15 protein-coding genes are annotated in these 16,118 nt (G+C 64.3%); 7 read left to right on the top strand and 8 right to left on the bottom strand.

Annotated elements, in window-relative coordinates:
- The first annotated feature begins 8 nt into the window (after window positions 1–8).
- The gene (locus ABOA88_RS16430) at window positions 9–908 is read left to right on the top strand and encodes a bestrophin family protein (protein ID WP_196168869.1); all 900 of its coding nucleotides are present in this window, start codon (window positions 9–11) and stop codon (window positions 906–908) included.
- A 109-nt stretch (window positions 909–1,017) separates the two neighbouring features.
- Here ABOA88_RS16430 and moaB read toward each other — a convergent pair whose 3' ends face one another.
- Window positions 1,018–1,557, bottom strand: coding sequence for a molybdenum cofactor biosynthesis protein B (moaB, locus tag ABOA88_RS16435; RefSeq protein WP_196168868.1), 540 nt, complete (start codon window positions 1,555–1,557; stop codon window positions 1,018–1,020).
- A gap of 175 nt (window positions 1,558–1,732) precedes the next feature.
- Between moaB and ABOA88_RS16440 the strand changes: the two genes are divergently transcribed.
- Complete coding sequence (locus tag ABOA88_RS16440; protein WP_196168867.1) at window positions 1,733–2,623, top strand: LysR family transcriptional regulator; 891 nt, start codon at window positions 1,733–1,735, stop codon at window positions 2,621–2,623.
- Between the two features lie 17 nt (window positions 2,624–2,640).
- Here the strand turns inward: ABOA88_RS16440 and ABOA88_RS16445 are convergent, their stop codons facing one another.
- Window positions 2,641–3,441: a helix-turn-helix transcriptional regulator gene (locus ABOA88_RS16445; protein WP_043215291.1), complete on the bottom strand. Its 801-nt coding sequence runs from the start codon at window positions 3,439–3,441 to the stop codon at window positions 2,641–2,643.
- A 195-nt stretch (window positions 3,442–3,636) separates the two neighbouring features.
- Between ABOA88_RS16445 and ABOA88_RS16450 the strand changes: the two genes are divergently transcribed.
- Both ABOA88_RS16450 and ABOA88_RS16455 read left to right on the top strand, forming a co-directional pair.
- Window positions 3,637–4,986: an APC family permease gene (locus ABOA88_RS16450; protein ID WP_289717021.1), complete on the top strand. Its 1,350-nt coding sequence runs from the start codon at window positions 3,637–3,639 to the stop codon at window positions 4,984–4,986.
- A 15-nt stretch (window positions 4,987–5,001) separates the two neighbouring features.
- Window positions 5,002–6,099, top strand: a complete 1,098-nt coding sequence (locus ABOA88_RS16455) for a DmpA family aminopeptidase (protein WP_367851790.1) — start codon at window positions 5,002–5,004, stop codon at window positions 6,097–6,099.
- Window positions 6,100–6,157: 58 nt separating this feature from the next.
- Here ABOA88_RS16455 and ABOA88_RS16460 read toward each other — a convergent pair whose 3' ends face one another.
- On the bottom strand, window positions 6,158–6,973 hold the full coding sequence (locus ABOA88_RS16460; RefSeq protein WP_196168864.1) for a helix-turn-helix domain-containing protein: 816 nt from the start codon (window positions 6,971–6,973) through the stop codon (window positions 6,158–6,160).
- Window positions 6,974–7,095: 122 nt separating this feature from the next.
- Between ABOA88_RS16460 and ABOA88_RS16465 the strand changes: the two genes are divergently transcribed.
- Complete coding sequence (locus ABOA88_RS16465) at window positions 7,096–7,911, top strand: carbon-nitrogen hydrolase family protein (protein WP_367851789.1); 816 nt, start codon at window positions 7,096–7,098, stop codon at window positions 7,909–7,911.
- A gap of 201 nt (window positions 7,912–8,112) precedes the next feature.
- Here the strand turns inward: ABOA88_RS16465 and ABOA88_RS16470 are convergent, their stop codons facing one another.
- The 3 genes from ABOA88_RS16470 to ABOA88_RS16480 all read right to left on the bottom strand — a co-directional run bounded on the left by ABOA88_RS16470 (window position 8,113) and on the right by ABOA88_RS16480 (window position 11,728).
- Window positions 8,113–9,447, bottom strand: a complete 1,335-nt coding sequence (locus ABOA88_RS16470; protein WP_196168862.1) for an MFS transporter — start codon at window positions 9,445–9,447, stop codon at window positions 8,113–8,115.
- Between the two features lie 56 nt (window positions 9,448–9,503).
- The gene (locus ABOA88_RS16475; protein ID WP_367851788.1) at window positions 9,504–10,574 is read right to left on the bottom strand and encodes a C45 family autoproteolytic acyltransferase/hydolase; all 1,071 of its coding nucleotides are present in this window, start codon (window positions 10,572–10,574) and stop codon (window positions 9,504–9,506) included.
- Window positions 10,575–10,816: 242 nt separating this feature from the next.
- Window positions 10,817–11,728 (bottom strand): LysR family transcriptional regulator, encoded by a 912-nt coding sequence (locus ABOA88_RS16480; protein ID WP_196168860.1) that lies wholly within the window; start codon window positions 11,726–11,728, stop codon window positions 10,817–10,819.
- Window positions 11,729–11,971: 243 nt separating this feature from the next.
- On the opposite strand from ABOA88_RS16480, the gene ABOA88_RS16485 reads away from it, so the two are divergent.
- Together ABOA88_RS16485 and ABOA88_RS16490 are read left to right on the top strand one after the other, a co-directional pair.
- The gene (locus tag ABOA88_RS16485; protein WP_367851787.1) at window positions 11,972–13,693 is read left to right on the top strand and encodes an amidohydrolase; all 1,722 of its coding nucleotides are present in this window, start codon (window positions 11,972–11,974) and stop codon (window positions 13,691–13,693) included.
- Window positions 13,694–13,813: 120 nt separating this feature from the next.
- Window positions 13,814–14,539, top strand: a complete 726-nt coding sequence (locus ABOA88_RS16490) for a TorF family putative porin (RefSeq protein WP_196168858.1) — start codon at window positions 13,814–13,816, stop codon at window positions 14,537–14,539.
- Window positions 14,540–14,554: 15 nt separating this feature from the next.
- Here ABOA88_RS16490 and ABOA88_RS16495 read toward each other — a convergent pair whose 3' ends face one another.
- On the bottom strand, window positions 14,555–15,178 hold the full coding sequence (locus ABOA88_RS16495; protein WP_196168857.1) for a helix-turn-helix transcriptional regulator: 624 nt from the start codon (window positions 15,176–15,178) through the stop codon (window positions 14,555–14,557).
- Between the two features lie 15 nt (window positions 15,179–15,193).
- Complete coding sequence (locus ABOA88_RS16500; protein WP_367851786.1) at window positions 15,194–15,826, bottom strand: hypothetical protein; 633 nt, start codon at window positions 15,824–15,826, stop codon at window positions 15,194–15,196.
- Between the last annotated feature and the right edge of the window lie 292 nt (window positions 15,827–16,118).

Here is a 16,118-nt window from a genome sequence, read left to right on the forward strand (position 1 = left end):
GGAACTCCATGATCGTCCATCCCCGCCCCGATCTACTGCGTGTGCTGTTCACCCTCAAGGGATCGATCGTCAAGCGCATCGCCCTGCGCTGCCTGATGGTGACCGTGCTGGCTGCACTGATCGTGATGATCGAACACCACTTCCCTGCATTCTTCTACCCCGTCAGCGCCACGCCGTTCACGCTGTTGGGGTTGTCGCTGTCGATCTTCATGAGCTTTCGCAACAACGTCTGTTATGACCGTTGGTGGGAGGGCCGCAAAGCCTGGGGGCAACTGATCATCGAAGCGCGCTCGTTCATCCGCGAAAGCCAGGTGATCAACGACGCGCACCTGCGCGCGCGGCTGCTTCGCGGGCTGTGTGGTTTTGCCCACGCCCTGAATGCGCGCTTGCGCAACGAAGATGAACTGCAGGCTGCTGGCCCCTGGCTGGCCGAGGCCCCCCGCGCAGGCTCGTGCAACCCTTGCGACGCCATCCTGCGCGAGATCGGCGAGCAATGCTCGCGCCTGGCCGAAGACAAGCAGATCAGCGAATGGCGTTACACCCTGCTGGAACAGCGCCTGGTGGGGATGTCGCAGGTGCAGGCGACTTGCGAGCGGATCAAGAGCACGCCAATGCCCTTTCCCTACACCTTGCTGTTGCACCGCACCAGCTACATCTTCTGCCTGCTGCTGCCCTTCGCCCTGGCCGAACCCCTGGGCTGGCTGGCCCCGGCGTTCACCACCATCATCAGCTACACCTTCTTCGGCCTTGACGCCATCGGCAACGAGCTGGAAGACCCGTTCGGGCGCGACGAAAACGACCTGCCGACCGACGCCCTGGTACGCACCGTCGAGCGCGACGTGCTCTGCGCCCTGGGACACGAGCCACTGCCGCCGGCGTTGATGCCGGTCGATCATGTGCTGAGCTGAACAAGCGCCGCGCGGCCTGTCGGTGCGGGTTTATCCGCGAACACATCAGTGGGCTTACTAGCGCATTCGCGGGTAAATCCGCTCCCACAGGTGCCTGCCAACCGCTTGTCTAGCCGCGGCTTTCGCAGGCCCCCACCGCCTTGAGGTGCGGGACGAAATTGCATGGCCGATGCCGCGCATCCAGTTGCTCCACCAGAATGCCTTCCCAGGCCGTGCGACAGGCGCCGGTCGAGCCCGGCAAGCAGCAGACCAAGGTGCCGTTGGCCAGCCCGGCCAGGGCCCGGCTCTGTACGGTCGAGGTGCCGATATCGAGGATCGACAGCGCCCGGAACAGCTCGCCGAAGCCATCGATACGCTTGTCGAGCAGACACTCCACTGCCTCGGGTGTGCTGTCACGACCGGTGAACCCCGTGCCGCCGGTGATCATCACCACCTGCACCTGTTCATCGGCGATCCATTGGGCGACCTGGGCGCGGATCTTGTAAAGGTCGTCCTTGAGCAGCGCACGCGCCGCCAGGCGATGACCGACTTCCACCGCTCGGGTGGCGAGCAGCTCGCCCGAGGTGTCGTTATCGAAGGTGCGGGTATCGCTGACAGTCAGCACGGCGACATTGAGCGGTACGAACACCGCATCCGGTTTCACACTCACCTTGGGTTCCTCTGCATGGGGCATGGTCACACCACGCTAGGGCCAACCCTTGGACGGCGTCCAATCGATATGACGAACCAAACCATCAACCGGCTCTATCATCACGAAACAATGGCCAGCCACGGCAGACTTGGTTAAGGTCGCGCAATCGACTCTTTGCCCGCCAGGCCGCGCCATGGACATCAAACAGCTCAAATTCCTCATCGCCCTCGACCAGACCCGACACTTCGGTCAGGCCGCCGCGTTGTGCCACATCACCCAGCCGACCTTGTCCATGCGCCTGCGCAATCTAGAGGACGAACTGGACCTGGTGCTGGTCAAGCGTGGCCAGCGCTTCGAGGGCTTCACTGAAGCCGGCGAGCGCATCCTGGCCTGGGCCCGCACCCTGCTCGCCGCTCACGACGGCCTGCAGGCCGAGGCCGCCAGTTGCCGTGGCCAGGTGGTCGGCAGCCTGCGTCTGGGCACCGTGCCGCTGGCCAGCTTCAACCCCATGCACCTGCTGCTGCCACTGCGCGAGAAGTACCCGGAGCTGCACTTTCAGGTCAGCTCGCTGAGCTCCGAGCAGATCATCGATGGCCTGAGCCGCAATCAGCTGGACCTGGGGATCTGCTACCTGGACCAGGTCAATGCCAGCTTCTTCGAGGTGATCGAACTGGGCACCACCACGATGGGCCTGCTGCATGACACCCGGCACTTCGCCTTCGACGGACCGCAATTGCGCTGGGAAGCCTTGGCCAACCTGCCTCTGGGCCTGCTGAGCAAAGGCATGCACTACCGCCAGTCGTTGGACCTGAGCCTGCGCAGCCGGGGCCTGGAGCCGGCTGCAGTGCTCGAGAGCGACTCCACGTTCCAGCTGATCCAGGCCATCAACACCGGTCTATGCTGCGCGGTGATGCCGCTCGATTGCGGGCTGGAAGAGTTGTCCGAGCACTTGCGCATCCTGCCCATCGCCGATGCCAGCATCCACAGCCCGGTAGGCTTGCTGCTGCGCCGTAGCGAGCCGCGCTCGGCGATTGCCGAGCAGTGCTTCGACGAGGCCAAAACGCTGTTTACCGTGCAACCCTGAGCGCGTCCCTGTAGATCTCAAGGATGCTCCGGATCGTGTCCCAACGACTGCAAGAACAGCGAGAACAACTCCGGCTGCGAGGAAATATCCAGCTTGGCATACAGGTGCCGGCGGTGAACCTTGACGGTTTCCGGAGAAATCGCCAGACGCTCGGCCATGGCCTTGGATGAGTAGCCACGCAGGATCAACCGGGCGATCTCGAGCTCGCGCTCGGACAACACCCCCGCCCCGAAATGACTCAGCGCATCGCGCACCTGGGCCGCCACCGGCTCGCCCGCCGGCATCAGGCGTTGGCTGCGCAACTGCCAATGCTGTTGCATCAGGGCCAGCACCCAGGGGCAGAACATCGCCAATTGTCCGCACTGCTGCGAACTGAACGGCCGGCGCATGCCCAACGACAACGACAATGCCCCCTGGCCCGGCAACTGCAGGATGAACTGCACCTCGTCCTCCAGCACGTTGGCATGGAAGTAGTTGAGGTAGTACTCACTTTGGTGGAACTGGTCCGGCGCCACCTCATCGAGCCGGTACAACCCGCTGGACACGCCATCTTGGCAGGCCTGGAAGAACGGATCGAGCTGGTACAGGCCACTGAGGTACAGCGGCATCGCCGCCGGTCCGTCCTGGGGCGCGGCGTCGTATTCCTCAAGCACCAAGGGAGCTGCGTTGCTGGGGTAGAAGACCGCCAGGGCATTGTCGAACGGCAGCCAGCGGTGCAGGAGCAGGATCAACTGCTTCCACAAGCGGGGCTGACCGATCTGTTCGATGGTGCGACCAAGGTTGGCGTGAATGCCGACTTCATGAAACAGGCTTTGCATCCGCAGGCTCCCCTGAATAGGTGATGGGATTTGCCGTCTTTCCCGCCTGCGCGTCAAGTGGGCGTACCCCAATAGGGTAATTGGCCGCACGCCCCGTCACGCCTAGATTGCAGCCCATGCCACGCCCCGCGTCGAGGGCACGCTCCCTTTCTTCGTCACTGCCTCAACCACCAATAACAATTCGAGGAGAACGACATGCACGACAGTGCGCTCAAGCCCAGCCTGGGCATGCTCGATGTGGTCGCCATCACGGTCTCGGCGGTCACGCCGGCCAGTTCCGTGTTCGTCATCGCCCCTTTTGCCATCTCCCAGGCCGGCAGTGGTGCCTTCCTGGCCTTTGTCCTGGCCGCGCTGCTGGCCTTGATGTTCGCCTGGTGCTACGCCGAACTCGGTCGGGCGCACACCTCGGCGGGTGGCGAGTATGTCTATGCCAAGCGGGTATTCGGTGGCATGGCCGGCTACGCCACCTTCCTGACCGTGATGGTGATGCTGCTGTTCATCCCGCCCGTGCTGGCCACGGGCGCAGCCACCTACCTCAACAGCGCCCTGGGCACGCAATTCGACACCCAGACTGTCGCCCTGGCCATTGTCGCCGCCAGCTACGGCCTGGGTATTCTCAACATCCGCGTCAATGCCTGGGTCACGGGTATCTTCCTGCTGTGTGAGGTTGCCGCCCTGCTGGTGATCGTGGTGCTCGGTTTCGGCAACATCAGCCAGCCGCTCAGCGTGCTGACCCAACCCCAGCACATCGACCACGGCCTGCTCACCGCCGCGCCCTGGGCCCTGGTGATAGCCGCCATGGGCACCGCGCTGTTCTCCTATAACGGTTTCGGCGGCGCCGTGGTGCTGGCCGAGGACATGAAAGACGGCGGGCGCAGCAACCACCACGCCGTGCTCTGGTCGCTGGCGCTGGTGGTGGCGATCGAGCTGATACCGATCGGCGCCCTGCTGCTCGGCGCGCCGTCGCTGCAAGACATGCTCGCCAGCCCCGACCCGATCGGCTATCTGCTCACTGCCCACGGCAACGAAACGCTGTCGCGGCTGGTCAGTGCCGGGATCTTCCTCTCGGTGTTCAATGCCATCATCGCCATCGTCATCCAGTCTGGCCGGGTGGTGTTCAGCAGCGGTCGCGACCAGCTTTGGACGCCCGCGTTGAATCGCCTGTTCACCCGCATCCACCCCCGTTGGGAATCGCCTTGGCTGGCCACCTTGTTCCTCGGTGTGCCCTCGGCGGCCCTGACCTTCAGCTCCAACCTGGAGGGGCTGACCTCCTTCACGGTCTTGCTGCTGGTCATGGTCTACCTGGCCGTGGCGTTATGCGCCCTGTTCAGCCGGGTACTGCGCAGCGACCGCGAGCACCCCTACCGCATGCCGCTGTGGCCTCTACCCGCCTTGCTGGCCACCATCGGGGCTGGCTACCTGCTGCTCAATGGCCTGCTCGACGCCTCGGTCCGCGACACCCTGATCATTCTCGGCATACTGGCTGTCTCGGTGATCCTCTACAGCACCTACGGCAAGCTCAGCCCCACTTTCCAGAAACGCTGAACAACAGGAGTCCCTATGCGCGCGCGTCAACTTGGCATCACCCTGGGCCTGGGCACCCCCGGCCAATTAAACGCCATCACCGATGTGCCCGGTGTTCGCGTCGGTCACAGCACCCTCATGGCCGATAGCGACGGCAAGCAGGTGCGCACCGGCGTCACCGTGATCCAGCCGCGCCCTGGCGCAGCCCGCCTGGCGCCCTGCTTTGCCGGGGTCCATGTGCTCAATGGCAACGGCGACGCCACCGGGCTTGAGTGGATCCGCGAAGCGGGCCTGTTGACCACACCGCTGGCCATCACCAACACCCACAGCGTTGGCGTGGTGCGTGACGCGCTGGTCGCCGCCGAGCGCGATGCCCTGGCGGACCCGGCCGTGTACTGGTGCATGCCGGTGGTCATGGAAACCTATGACGGCCTGCTCAACGACATCTGGGGCCAGCACATTGGCCCGGACCAGGTGAACGAAGCCCTGGCCCGTGCCGAATCCGGCCCGGTCGCCGAGGGTGCGGTGGGCGGTGGCACGGGCATGATCTGCCATGAGTTCAAGGGTGGCATCGGCACCGCCTCGCGCAAGCTGTCGACCGAACAGGGCGGCTGGACGGTCGGTGCGCTGGTCCAGGCTAACCACGGTCAACGCCGCGAGCTGCGCGTCGATGGCTATCCGGTGGGCCGGGTACTGGATGGCATCCCGTCGCCCTTCGACGAGCGCGGCGAGCCCGGCATGGGCTCGATCGTGGTGATCATCGCCACCGACGCTCCGCTATTGCCACATCAGTGCCAACGCCTGGCCCAGCGGGCCTCCATCGGCATCGCCCGCACCGGCGGCGGTACCGAAGATGCCAGTGGCGACCTGTTCCTGGCGTTCTCCTGTGCTGAGCAACACTTGCCCGCCGCCGAGTACGGCCGCAAGGGCACCCCGTTCAGCCTGCCGGTGCAGATGCTCAACAACGACCACATCACGCCATTGTTCATGGCGGCGGCCGAAGCGGTGGAAGAGGCGATCGTCAATGCCCTGCTGGCAGGCGTCGACATGCACACCGCCGACGGCGTGCTGGTGCCGGGGCTCGGTGGCGAGCGGTTGCTGGGGGCCCTGCGCCAGGTGGGGTGGCAGGGTTAGGAACCGGGGGCTGCTGTGCGGCCCCGAATCCCCTGAAGCAGGTGCGTTTCGGAAAAAACTAGGAAACAGAGCGCAGGCTACCCAGCTCCTCGCCCGTCAGGAACAACAACGAGAACAGCTCGCTCTGGGAGTTCACGTCCAGCTTGCGGTACACGTTGCGCCGATGAACCTTCACCGTCTCGGCGGAAAGCGCGAGCTTGGCCGCGGCCTCCTTGTTGGAATGGCCGGAGAGGATCAAGCGCACCACATCCAGTTCCCGTGCGGTGAGCACCGACTCCAGCTGCCGGCGCGCTTCATCGCGACCTTGGGCATAGTCCAGCGCCGGTTTGCCGGCAGGTGCCCGCTCCGGCAGGCTCTCGAAATGCAGGCGCTGGCGCATCAGGCCGATCAGCCAGGGGCGGATCAACTCCAGCACGGCGAGCTGCTCGGCGCCAAACCGCCGACAGCCCCCCAGCGACAGGCACAGCGTGCGCCCCTGCCCCACCACCACGTTGAACTGGACTTCGTCGGCGACCACGTTATGGGTGAAGTACAGCCGGTAGTAATCGGTCTGCTGGAAGTGCTCCGGGGCGATGTCGGCCAGGCGCACCAGACCGGTCTGCGCCTGCTCCCGACTGTTGAGGTAGAACGGGTCCAGCAGGTACAGGCCATTGGCGTATTCGCTCACCAAGGGGTCGATACCCTCCCGGTCATAGGGGCTTTGATCGAAGATCAGTGGCTTGTCTTGGCTGAACAGCAAGGCAACCCAGGAATCCACCTCGACGAAATCGCCCAGCAACGTGGCCAGCGTGCGCCAGAAGCTCGGTCGATCAAGGTGCTCGATGCACTGGCCTATGCCCTGATGCCATGAAAGATCCTGCAGACTCAGGCCCATGCCTACCCCCGGGTTAACCACTCGGCGTGATTGTTTTGACAGTCGTTGTTTTCATACTTGCATCACCCTTTGCAAAAGTCACCCGACCCCAAGCCGGTCGCACACAACGAGACGGACTGCCCATGAAAATCGAAGTGGTACAAACTACGACGCGCGATGGCGACACGCCCTACAACCTCAGTTGCATCCTCAAAGACATCGCCCAGTGTGCCCCGGACACCGATATCGTGCTGTTCCCCGAGTCGCACCTGACCGGGTTTCTCAGCCAGGAAGACGTCGGCATGCTCTCGGAATCTGTCGAGGGCGAAGCCGTGCAGGCGGTGGTCGAAGCGGCGCGCCAGCGCAATGTGGCGGTGGTGCTGGGGCTTTATGAAAATGCCCATGGCACCTTCTACAACACCACGTTGTTCATTGCGCCTGAAGGCATACTGCTCACCTACCGCAAGACCCACCTGTGGGTGCCGGAGCATGGCATCGTGGTGCCTGGGGATCGCTTCTCGACCGTGGAGTGGCGTGGGGTGCGCATCGGCCTGCTGATCTGTTACGACAGCGAGTTCCCCGAGACCGCCCGGGCACTGACGGCGCTCGACGCACAGGTGATGCTGATCACCGATGGCCTGGCCGAGCCTGAGGATAACGTGCATCGCGTGTCGGTGATGGCCCGGGCGATGGAGAATCAGGTGTTCGCCGTGGTGGCCAACCGGGTGGGCAATGGGCCGGACGACTGCGTGTTCGTCGGCAACAGCCTGGGGGTCGACCCCTTTGGCAGGACGCTGTTCGAGGCGGGTCGGGGCGAGTCACGGCATACCGTGACCCTGGACCTGTCGCTGATCGGCAAGGCCCGTGCCTTCCACGACTACCGCGCCAACCAACGCATCGCCCTGCCGGGTGAGCGCATCGAGCATCCCAACGGCTTACGCGAACTGGTCATCGGCTAAGTCCCGGGTGGCGCCTGCACTAAACGCGGCGCCTGCTTCGCGGGTAAACCCGCTCCCACAAGTGCTGCAGTGTCATTAGAAACACTGCTGCACCTGTGGGAGCGGGTTCTGCAGTGTCATCGAGAGCACCGCTGTACCTGTGGGCGGGTTTACCCGCGAAAGGGCCAGAACTGGCGATACAGGACTATCGCCATCCCCCCCTCAATGCCGGGCCAGCACCGCCTCACCCGCCACGCCAGCAGGCGCTTCGTCGATCTGCGCCATGCTCAGGCGCGAAGTCTCGCGCAGCATCAGCGAACACACCGCTACCAACGCCAACGCCCCAGCCCCATACAGGGCCACGCCCAACGGATTGTGGTCGGTGAGGATGAGGATCGCCGTGGCGATGCTCGACGCTGTCCCACCGCCCAGCGCGGCACCGATCTGATAGCTGGCCGAGATCCCGGAATAGCGCATGCTGCGCGGGAACTGCTCACCCAGAAATGCCGGGATCGGCCCCTGGGTCGCGCCCATCAGCAGGCCAGTGAGGCTGTAGGCGAACAAAGCAATGCCGAAGCTCTTCATACCTACCAGTTCGAAGAAGGCGAACAGGCCGAGCGCCATGACCACAGCACCGAACACCATTACCGTGCGCCGGCCCAAGCGGTCGGACAGGTAGCCGAACAGCGGCGCGGAGAACACGATGGCGATCGACAAGGTCAGGTCGAACATCAACGCCTGGGTGCTGCCGAAGCCCACCTGGGTGGCGTAGGTCAGGAAGAACGTGCTGCCGATGTAGGCGATGGTGCAATAACCGAAGGCAATGCCGGTGCACAGCAACAACTGGCGCGGACGCTGGCGTAAGGCTTCGGCCAACGGTGCACGGACCGGCTTGACCGCCGGGGCGGCGACCGGTACCGGTGCTTTGAGGCGCGCGTACAGGCCGATCAGCACCAGGGTGCCGCCGAGCCAGAACGGGATGCGCCAGGCAAAATCCACCAGGTTGTCATTGAAGGCGGCACTGACGATGGCGAACACTGCAGCACCGAGGATGCCGCCAACGCCAATGCCCATGCTCGTGAAGCTGCCCCACAACCCTCGCCTGCCCGGCGGCGCCGACTCGATGCCGAACAGCGCGGCACCGCCCCACTCGCCCCCAGCGGCAAAGCCCTGGATCAGACGCAACAACACCAACAGGATCGGCGCAACGACGCCGATGCTGGCATGGCTTGGCAAGCAGCCGATGAGGAAAGTGCTCAAGCCCATGAGCAGCAAGGTCGCGACCAGCACCTTCTGCCGGCCGATGCGATCGCCATAGTGGCCAAACACCAAGCCGCCCAGTGGCCGGGCGAAGAAACCGGCGCCAAAAGCGCTGAAGGCCACCAGGGTCGCGGTCAGGTGATCCATCTGGGGGAAGAACACCTGGGGAAACACCAGCGCAGCCGCGGTGCCGTAGATGATGAAGTCATAGAACTCCAGCGCAGTGCCCATGCCGGAGACGCAGAAGGTCCGCAGCGCAGACCGGGACGACGCAGGGTTGGAATGTTCCGCATGCATTGTTGTTGTTCTCGTTGTCAGCGGGTGCCGCCCTGCTCAGGCGGCACCGGGTGGGCTCAGAAACGTTCGAAGCCAGCCTTGGCCAATTGCAGCGGCGTGCCCGCCACGTATTCCAGCACGCAGCGCTCGGTATCGATCCCCACGCTCAGCAGGGTTTCCCAACGTTCGGTGTCAGGCATGGCCATGTCCGGGTGGAAGCAGATCGGCGCACTGTCACCTTGTGCGCCACACATGGCTTCGGCGCGGGCGCGCAGGTCGGCGCTGCCCATCTGGCCGATCACCTGCTCCAGGTGACCCAGGCGGCACTGGGTGTCGGCACGGTCGGCAACCTGCTCGCCCAGGCTCAGCTGCGGGTCGAGGAAGTGGTTGGTGTGCAGCAACCAGCCGTCTTCACGGGGCAGCACCAGTGCCGTGCGCTCTGGACTGAGCTCGATGCTGACGGCGCGCGGGCTGCTGTCCTCGCGGGAGAACACGGTAAGCACGGTGGAGGCGCTGACCCGCGCCGAACGGGCCAGCTCGATGGCCTCCTCGACGCTACTGGCCTCTTCGAGCAGACGACGGGCAATGGCGTGCACGGGCACACCGCCGCTGTCGTTGTCACTGGTGTGGTGGAGAATGTTGAAGTGCAGCCCCAGGCCTGCGCTGTTCACGCCCAGCTTGGCAAGCATGCCGAATTCGCAGAACAACTTGACGTTCATGCCACGTTCGGTGTGCAACGCCAGCATCAGGCCATGAGGGCAGAGGCTGTCGTGCCAGTCCCAGGTCTGCAGGGACTGCGGCGCCCGTGGGCCGCGCGGGGCATGCACGGTGGTGGAGCATTCGCTGTGGCGGGTGCGTGCAGCCAGCACCTCGGTGCGGGCGTTGAGGCTTGCCAGCTGCCACACCGGCAGGTCGGCGCCACTGGCCATACCGATCACCTCGGCCGCCAGATTCGGGCTCCAGGCTTCCAGGGCGGCCAGACTGTTTTCGCCGATACGTTGCGCCTCGCGCACGGACACGCCCACCCGAGGGAAGAAGTCCAGGTAGAGCTGGGTGGTATGGCGGATCTGCTCGGCGAAACGCTCGCCGATCTGGCGACCACGCTCGGCAGGCGTGCGGATATCGGTGACTAGGGTATGGATCTTCACTGCGGGGGAACTCCTGGTACAGCAGGCTCGGGGCATCGTTGCTGTTCTGGAAAGAGTGAGGCCGCCTCGCCCCGCTGCTGCACGCCCCTGCCGTGAGGGTGACAGGAGGGAGTGGATCGGGCACGAAGTGGCCGCTGTGTTCAGGCAACCACCGCTAGCCTAACGAGCCGTCCCCGGTGGATCATCTCCACAACCCGCACAACTTTTGTGCCCAAACGGAACAATTACACCCCGCAGTCCGATTACAGCCCTTGGCTGCGCAGTTGCTCGTGCAGCAAGGCGATGAACGCCTGCACCTTGCGCGTGTTGCGCCGATGGGGCAGGTACAGCACGTGCACCCAGGGCCCGAAGGCACTCAAGGCCCGCCAGTAGTCCGGCAGCACTTCTACCAGTTGCCCGCGGGCCAGATAGGGCGCGGCGCACCAGGTGGGCACGAACTGCAGGCCATGACCATCGAGCAGGCAGGCGAGCAGGAAGTCGAAGTTGTCGCTCACCAGCCGGGGCGTGGGCTGGCGTACACGCAAGGTCTGGCCTTCATGCTCGACCCACCAGAAGCTGCGGTTCAGCAGCGGATGGCGCAACAGCAGCCAGTCATGCTGGGCGTAGTTCTCCAGGGTGATGGCTTCGCCACGCCGGGCCAGGTAGTCGGGGCTGGCACACAGCACCACGCGGTTCTCGATCAGCGGTTGGGCGATCAGCTCGGGCTGGTCGGTGGGGCCATCGCGCAGCGACAGGTCGTAGCCGCCGTCGATCAGGTCTTCGTTGGCGTCGTTGAGGTTCACCTCCAGGCGCACCTGCGGGTGTTCGCGCATGAAGCGAAAGCAGACCTGGTTGAGAAACGCCGGGCCGAACGAAGGCGGCGCGGTGATGCGCAAGGTGCCGCGCAGTGCGTGCTGCAACTGCTCCACCTCCTCGGTCACCAATTGCAGGTGCATCAAGGCCTGGCGCGCACCTTCCAGATACACCGTCCCGGCCTCGGTCAGGGCCATGCGCCGGGTGGTGCGCTCGAACAGGCGCACGCCGAGCTCGGCCTCCAGGTGAGCGACGGCCTTGGTGATGGCCGAAGGTGTCTTGCCCAACTGCTCGGCCGCACGACTGAAGCTGCCGTGTTCGGCGGCGGCGACGAAGATGGTCAGGGCCGTCATTTTGTCCATGGTTTCTTCCTGTTCGGCACAAGCGAGGCAACGGAGGGAGCACGCGAGTATCCACGCCCTTCCATCAAGCCCGCAAACAGCGCGGATTTGAATAGGCGCCGAGCGACGTGTGGCTTGCACCACGGCAATCATAGGCCATGGATTGTTTCCTGATCGCGAAAAAAGTTGTGCCTGTCGTCGCATTTAACCGGCCATGCGCGTTGGCTAGGCTGCGGCGCAATCACAACAAGAACGAGGCACCGAATGAAGCACCTCCTGAAGATGGCGATCAGCGCGGGCCTGGCCTGCACCTCCCTGCACAGCTTCGCTGCAGTGGACGTGATCTTTCACAACGCCAAGGTCTACACCGCCGAGCCAGGCCAGCCGCTGCAGCAGGCGGTGGCGGTCGAGGGAGAGAAGATCGTTGCCGTGGGATCCGACCAGGCGGTGCTGCGCCTGAAGGCCGACGCAACCCGTGTCATCGACCTGGGTGGCAAGGTGCTGATGCCGGGCATGCTCGATTCTCACTCCCATGCCATCAAGGGCGGCCTGCAACTGGAACTGGCCAACCTGATGGGTGAGCAGATCCCGCTCGATGAATTGGAGCAACGCCTGCTCGAGTGGCGCAAAGATGGCAAGGCCGTGCGTGGCGAGTTCCTGGTCGTCGGCGGCGTGCCGGGGACCTACTGGGATGACATCCCGTCCCTGGAGCAGCGCTTCAACCATGGCCAATGGGCCGAACAGCCGATCCTTCTGGCTGCCAACGACATGCACACCGGCTGGGCCAACCAGGCCCTGCTCAAGCGCGCCAAAATCGATGCAAAGACCATCGCGGCTCTGCCTGCCGAGGCCCGCAGCACCATGGGTCAGCATGAGGACGGCACGCCCAACGGGTTTCTGGCCGATGCCAGCTACTACCCGGTGACCGACCTGCTGCCGCCGCTCTCCCACGACACCCTGATGACCGCCGGACGCATGGCCCTGGACTACTCCAAGCAGCTCGGCATCACCGGCTGGATGGACCCACTGGCCAACGAACTGCCCGGGGCGGACGTGAAGAACGACTCGCTCGGCGTGCTGCCGGTCTACAAGGACCTCTCCCAGCGCGGCGAGCTGACGGCCCACATTGCCGCGCTGCTGATGGCCGACTCAAAGGCCCGCCCGGCCGACCTGGATGAGCTGGACAAGGTGCGCCAGCAGTTCCTCGGCGTGCGCAACCTCACCCTGCCCGGCATCAAGGTCTTCGCCGACGGCGTCGCCGAGATGCCGGCGCAGAGCGCAGCGATGCTCGAACCCTACAAGAACTCCGGCCAACGCGGCGAACTGCTGCTGGACCCGAAACACTTCGGTGAGCTGGTCGATGCCGCCGATGCCCGCGGCTGGCTGGTGCATGTCCATGCCATCGGCGATCGCGCGGTGCGCGAGGCGCTCAATGGCGTGGAACAGGCCCGACGTGCCCGTCACAGCGGCGTCCCCCATTCGATCACCCACCTGCAGATGGTCAGCGCCCAGGACTATCCACGCTTCAAGCAGCTCGATGTGATCGCCTCGATGCAGTTGTACTGGGCCAGTGCCGACGAGACCAACCTCGACCTGGTCAAGCCGTATGTCGATGAGCATGCCTTCGCCCACAGCTACCCGGCCCATTCGCTGTACAAGGCCGGTGCGACCATCGCCGGCGCAAGCGACTGGCCCATCACCACCCCGGAGCCGTGGAAGGCGATCTACCAGGCAGTAAGCCGCAAGGGCCCCAAGGGCGTGCTCAATGCTGACGAGGCCATCGACCGGAAAACCATGTTCCAGGCCTACACCCTCAATGCCGCCCGCGCCATGCGTCTTGAGCAGCAGGTCGGCTCGCTGAAGGTCGGCAAGCAGGCCGACATGATCGTCCTGGACCGCGATGTGCTCAGCGTCGACCCCGAGGCGCTGCGTGACACCCAGGTGTTGCAGACCTGGTTCGCCGGCAAGCAGATCTACCAGCGCTGATTGCTTCGCGGGCAAACCTGCTCCACAGGTACAACACCGACGCCTGTGGGAGCGGGTTTTACCCGCGAAAAACCACTCCCCGCTTCACCGTGCACAACAACAATAAATGGAAAGCATCGAATGACCTTACGCAACCTCATCGCAGGCGGCCTGCTCGCCTGTGCCCCGCTGGCCCACGCCATCGACCTCAATGACGATTTCAGCCTCGAGGCCAAGGCTGGTCTGTTCAGCGACTACCGCACCCGCGGCATCTCCCAGACCCAGAACGATCCGGCCCTGCAGGGCTCGCTGACCCTGGCGCACGCCAGCGGCCTGTACGCAGGCGTCTGGAGCTCGAACGTCGACTTCGGTTTCGGCAGCAGCACACGCCAGGAGCTGGACTACTACGCCGGCTACTTCTGGCAGATCAACGACGATGTCACCCTCGATACCTCGTACATCAAGTACGTGTACCCGCGCCAGGGCAACTTCAACTACGGCGAGTACCACACCGAACTGCGTGCCTGGGGTGTGCTGCTCGGTGGTAACTACTCGGACAACTTCAACGGCGACCAGTCGATGCTCTACAGCTATGTGGGCTACACCACACTGCTGCCGTACGACACCGACCTGCTGGTGCGCTACGGGCGCAACGACTACAAGGATCCGAGCTGGTTCGCCAATGACGGGACCAGCCGTGATGACTATCACGAGTGGGAGGTTAAGCTGACCCGCACGATGCTGTCGCTCGATTGGTCGGTCAGCTACATCGACACCGACCTTTCCGAGAGCGAATGCGCCAGTTACCTCGGTTTCAAGGATGTCTGCTCGGCCACGGTGGTGGCCGCGGTCAGCAAGACATTCTGACCCCAGCGGCCCAGGTCACTGGCTCGAGTCCTCACGCTTGAGCGAAAACCGGCACACCGTGCCCCCACGCAACATGCATTCCTCATGCACGGTCTCACCGCCGCCCAAGGCCCCGATCAGCGCCAGGTCCAGCTCGCAGACCACCGGATGGGCCTTGGCCAGGTGATGGAACACGCAGTTGTGGGCCACGATCTGCGGCTCGCCGGAGGAGCGGAAGAACACCTGGGCCTCGTAACCTGCGTTGTTCATGTGCTCGACGATGCGCGCCTCATCCACCACGTGCGCCTCCAGGTCCTCGGCCATCTTGCGACCGAGGCTGCGCATCAGCGCCGAGAGGGCCTGGGGCCCGATGAGGCCGGCCACTTCGTCGATCAGCAGGTTGGCCAGCAAGGGGTACTGTCGGGGGAACAGTTCTCGCGCATGGTCGGTCAGCTGATGCAGCTGCTCCGGGCGCCGCCCGGTGGGCCGGGTGGCGCCGCGTCTGACCAGGCCGTCGCGTTCCAGTGCCGCCAGGTGCTGACGCACCGCGGTGCGGGTGATCGTCAGGGCCTGCGCCAGCTCATCGATGCTCATGCCGTCAGGCTGGTAGAGCAAGGCATTGAGCAGGTCCTGTTGGGTACGGCCCAGTCCTTCCAGCATGCGGTGGTTCCTCGTTCAGAACTTGTCCGGGAACTGCTTGACCAGCGCCCCGGCCAAGGCATCGGCCAGGGTCAGCATGTGCTGACGCATCATCTGCCAAGTTTGGGCCTCGCCAGCGTAGTCCTGCGCAGCGAGCTGGTCGATCTGCGACAGGTGGTGCCCACCATGGGCGGTCAGGATCGACAGCAATGTCTGCTCCGGCAAGTACGGGTTGGCCTTGGCCAGGAAGGCCGACAGCGCCTTGGCGTTGCTCGACAGCTCGTTCACCGCCGTTTGCTGACCGGATTTGTCCTTGGCGACGCTGGCATCGCTGTAATGCTTGACCGCTCCCCAGTGCCCGGCCAGCAGTTTGAGCAACTGGTCGGCGGCAGGCCGGCCGTATAACGGGGCGATGCTGTTGGCGATGCGGGTAGCATTGTCGACCACCTGCTTGGCGGCGGTTTCGGCTTGTGCCTGGTTGCTGGTCTGGTTGGCGAGCGCATAGTTCCTGACCCAGAACACATGCTCGACCCAGAGGTCGCGCAGGGCCAGGCGCGTGGTCAAGGCGGCAGAATCGGCGGTTGGTGCAGCGGATGTGGCAGGGGTTTGGCTCCATGCTGGCTGGGCGCACAGGGCAATCAGCAGCAAGGCGGCGATCTTGAGATTCATGGCAGCACCCTCGGGAAAAGGATCGGACTGACAAGAATAATTTAAGCATCAATATATGTTTTTATTCAGCCGAAGCCTGGATTCCGATCAGCGGTAATCGGGCTTGGCGCTGCGCGGTGGCGGCAAGCTGTCTCCAGCGCCCACGGGTACAGCGCCGAGCCTGAGAACGGCGCGATACCTGTGGGAGCGGGTTTACCCGCGAAGGACGCGCCTCAGATCCTGAAGCTGCCCACCAGTTGCTTCAACCGCCCCGCCTGCTGGCTCAGGGCATCGCAATGACGCAGGGTTTCGT

This window comes from Pseudomonas sp. PKS, from assembly GCF_051913525.1.
GTDB lineage: Bacteria > Pseudomonadota > Gammaproteobacteria > Pseudomonadales > Pseudomonadaceae > Aquipseudomonas > Aquipseudomonas guariconensis_D.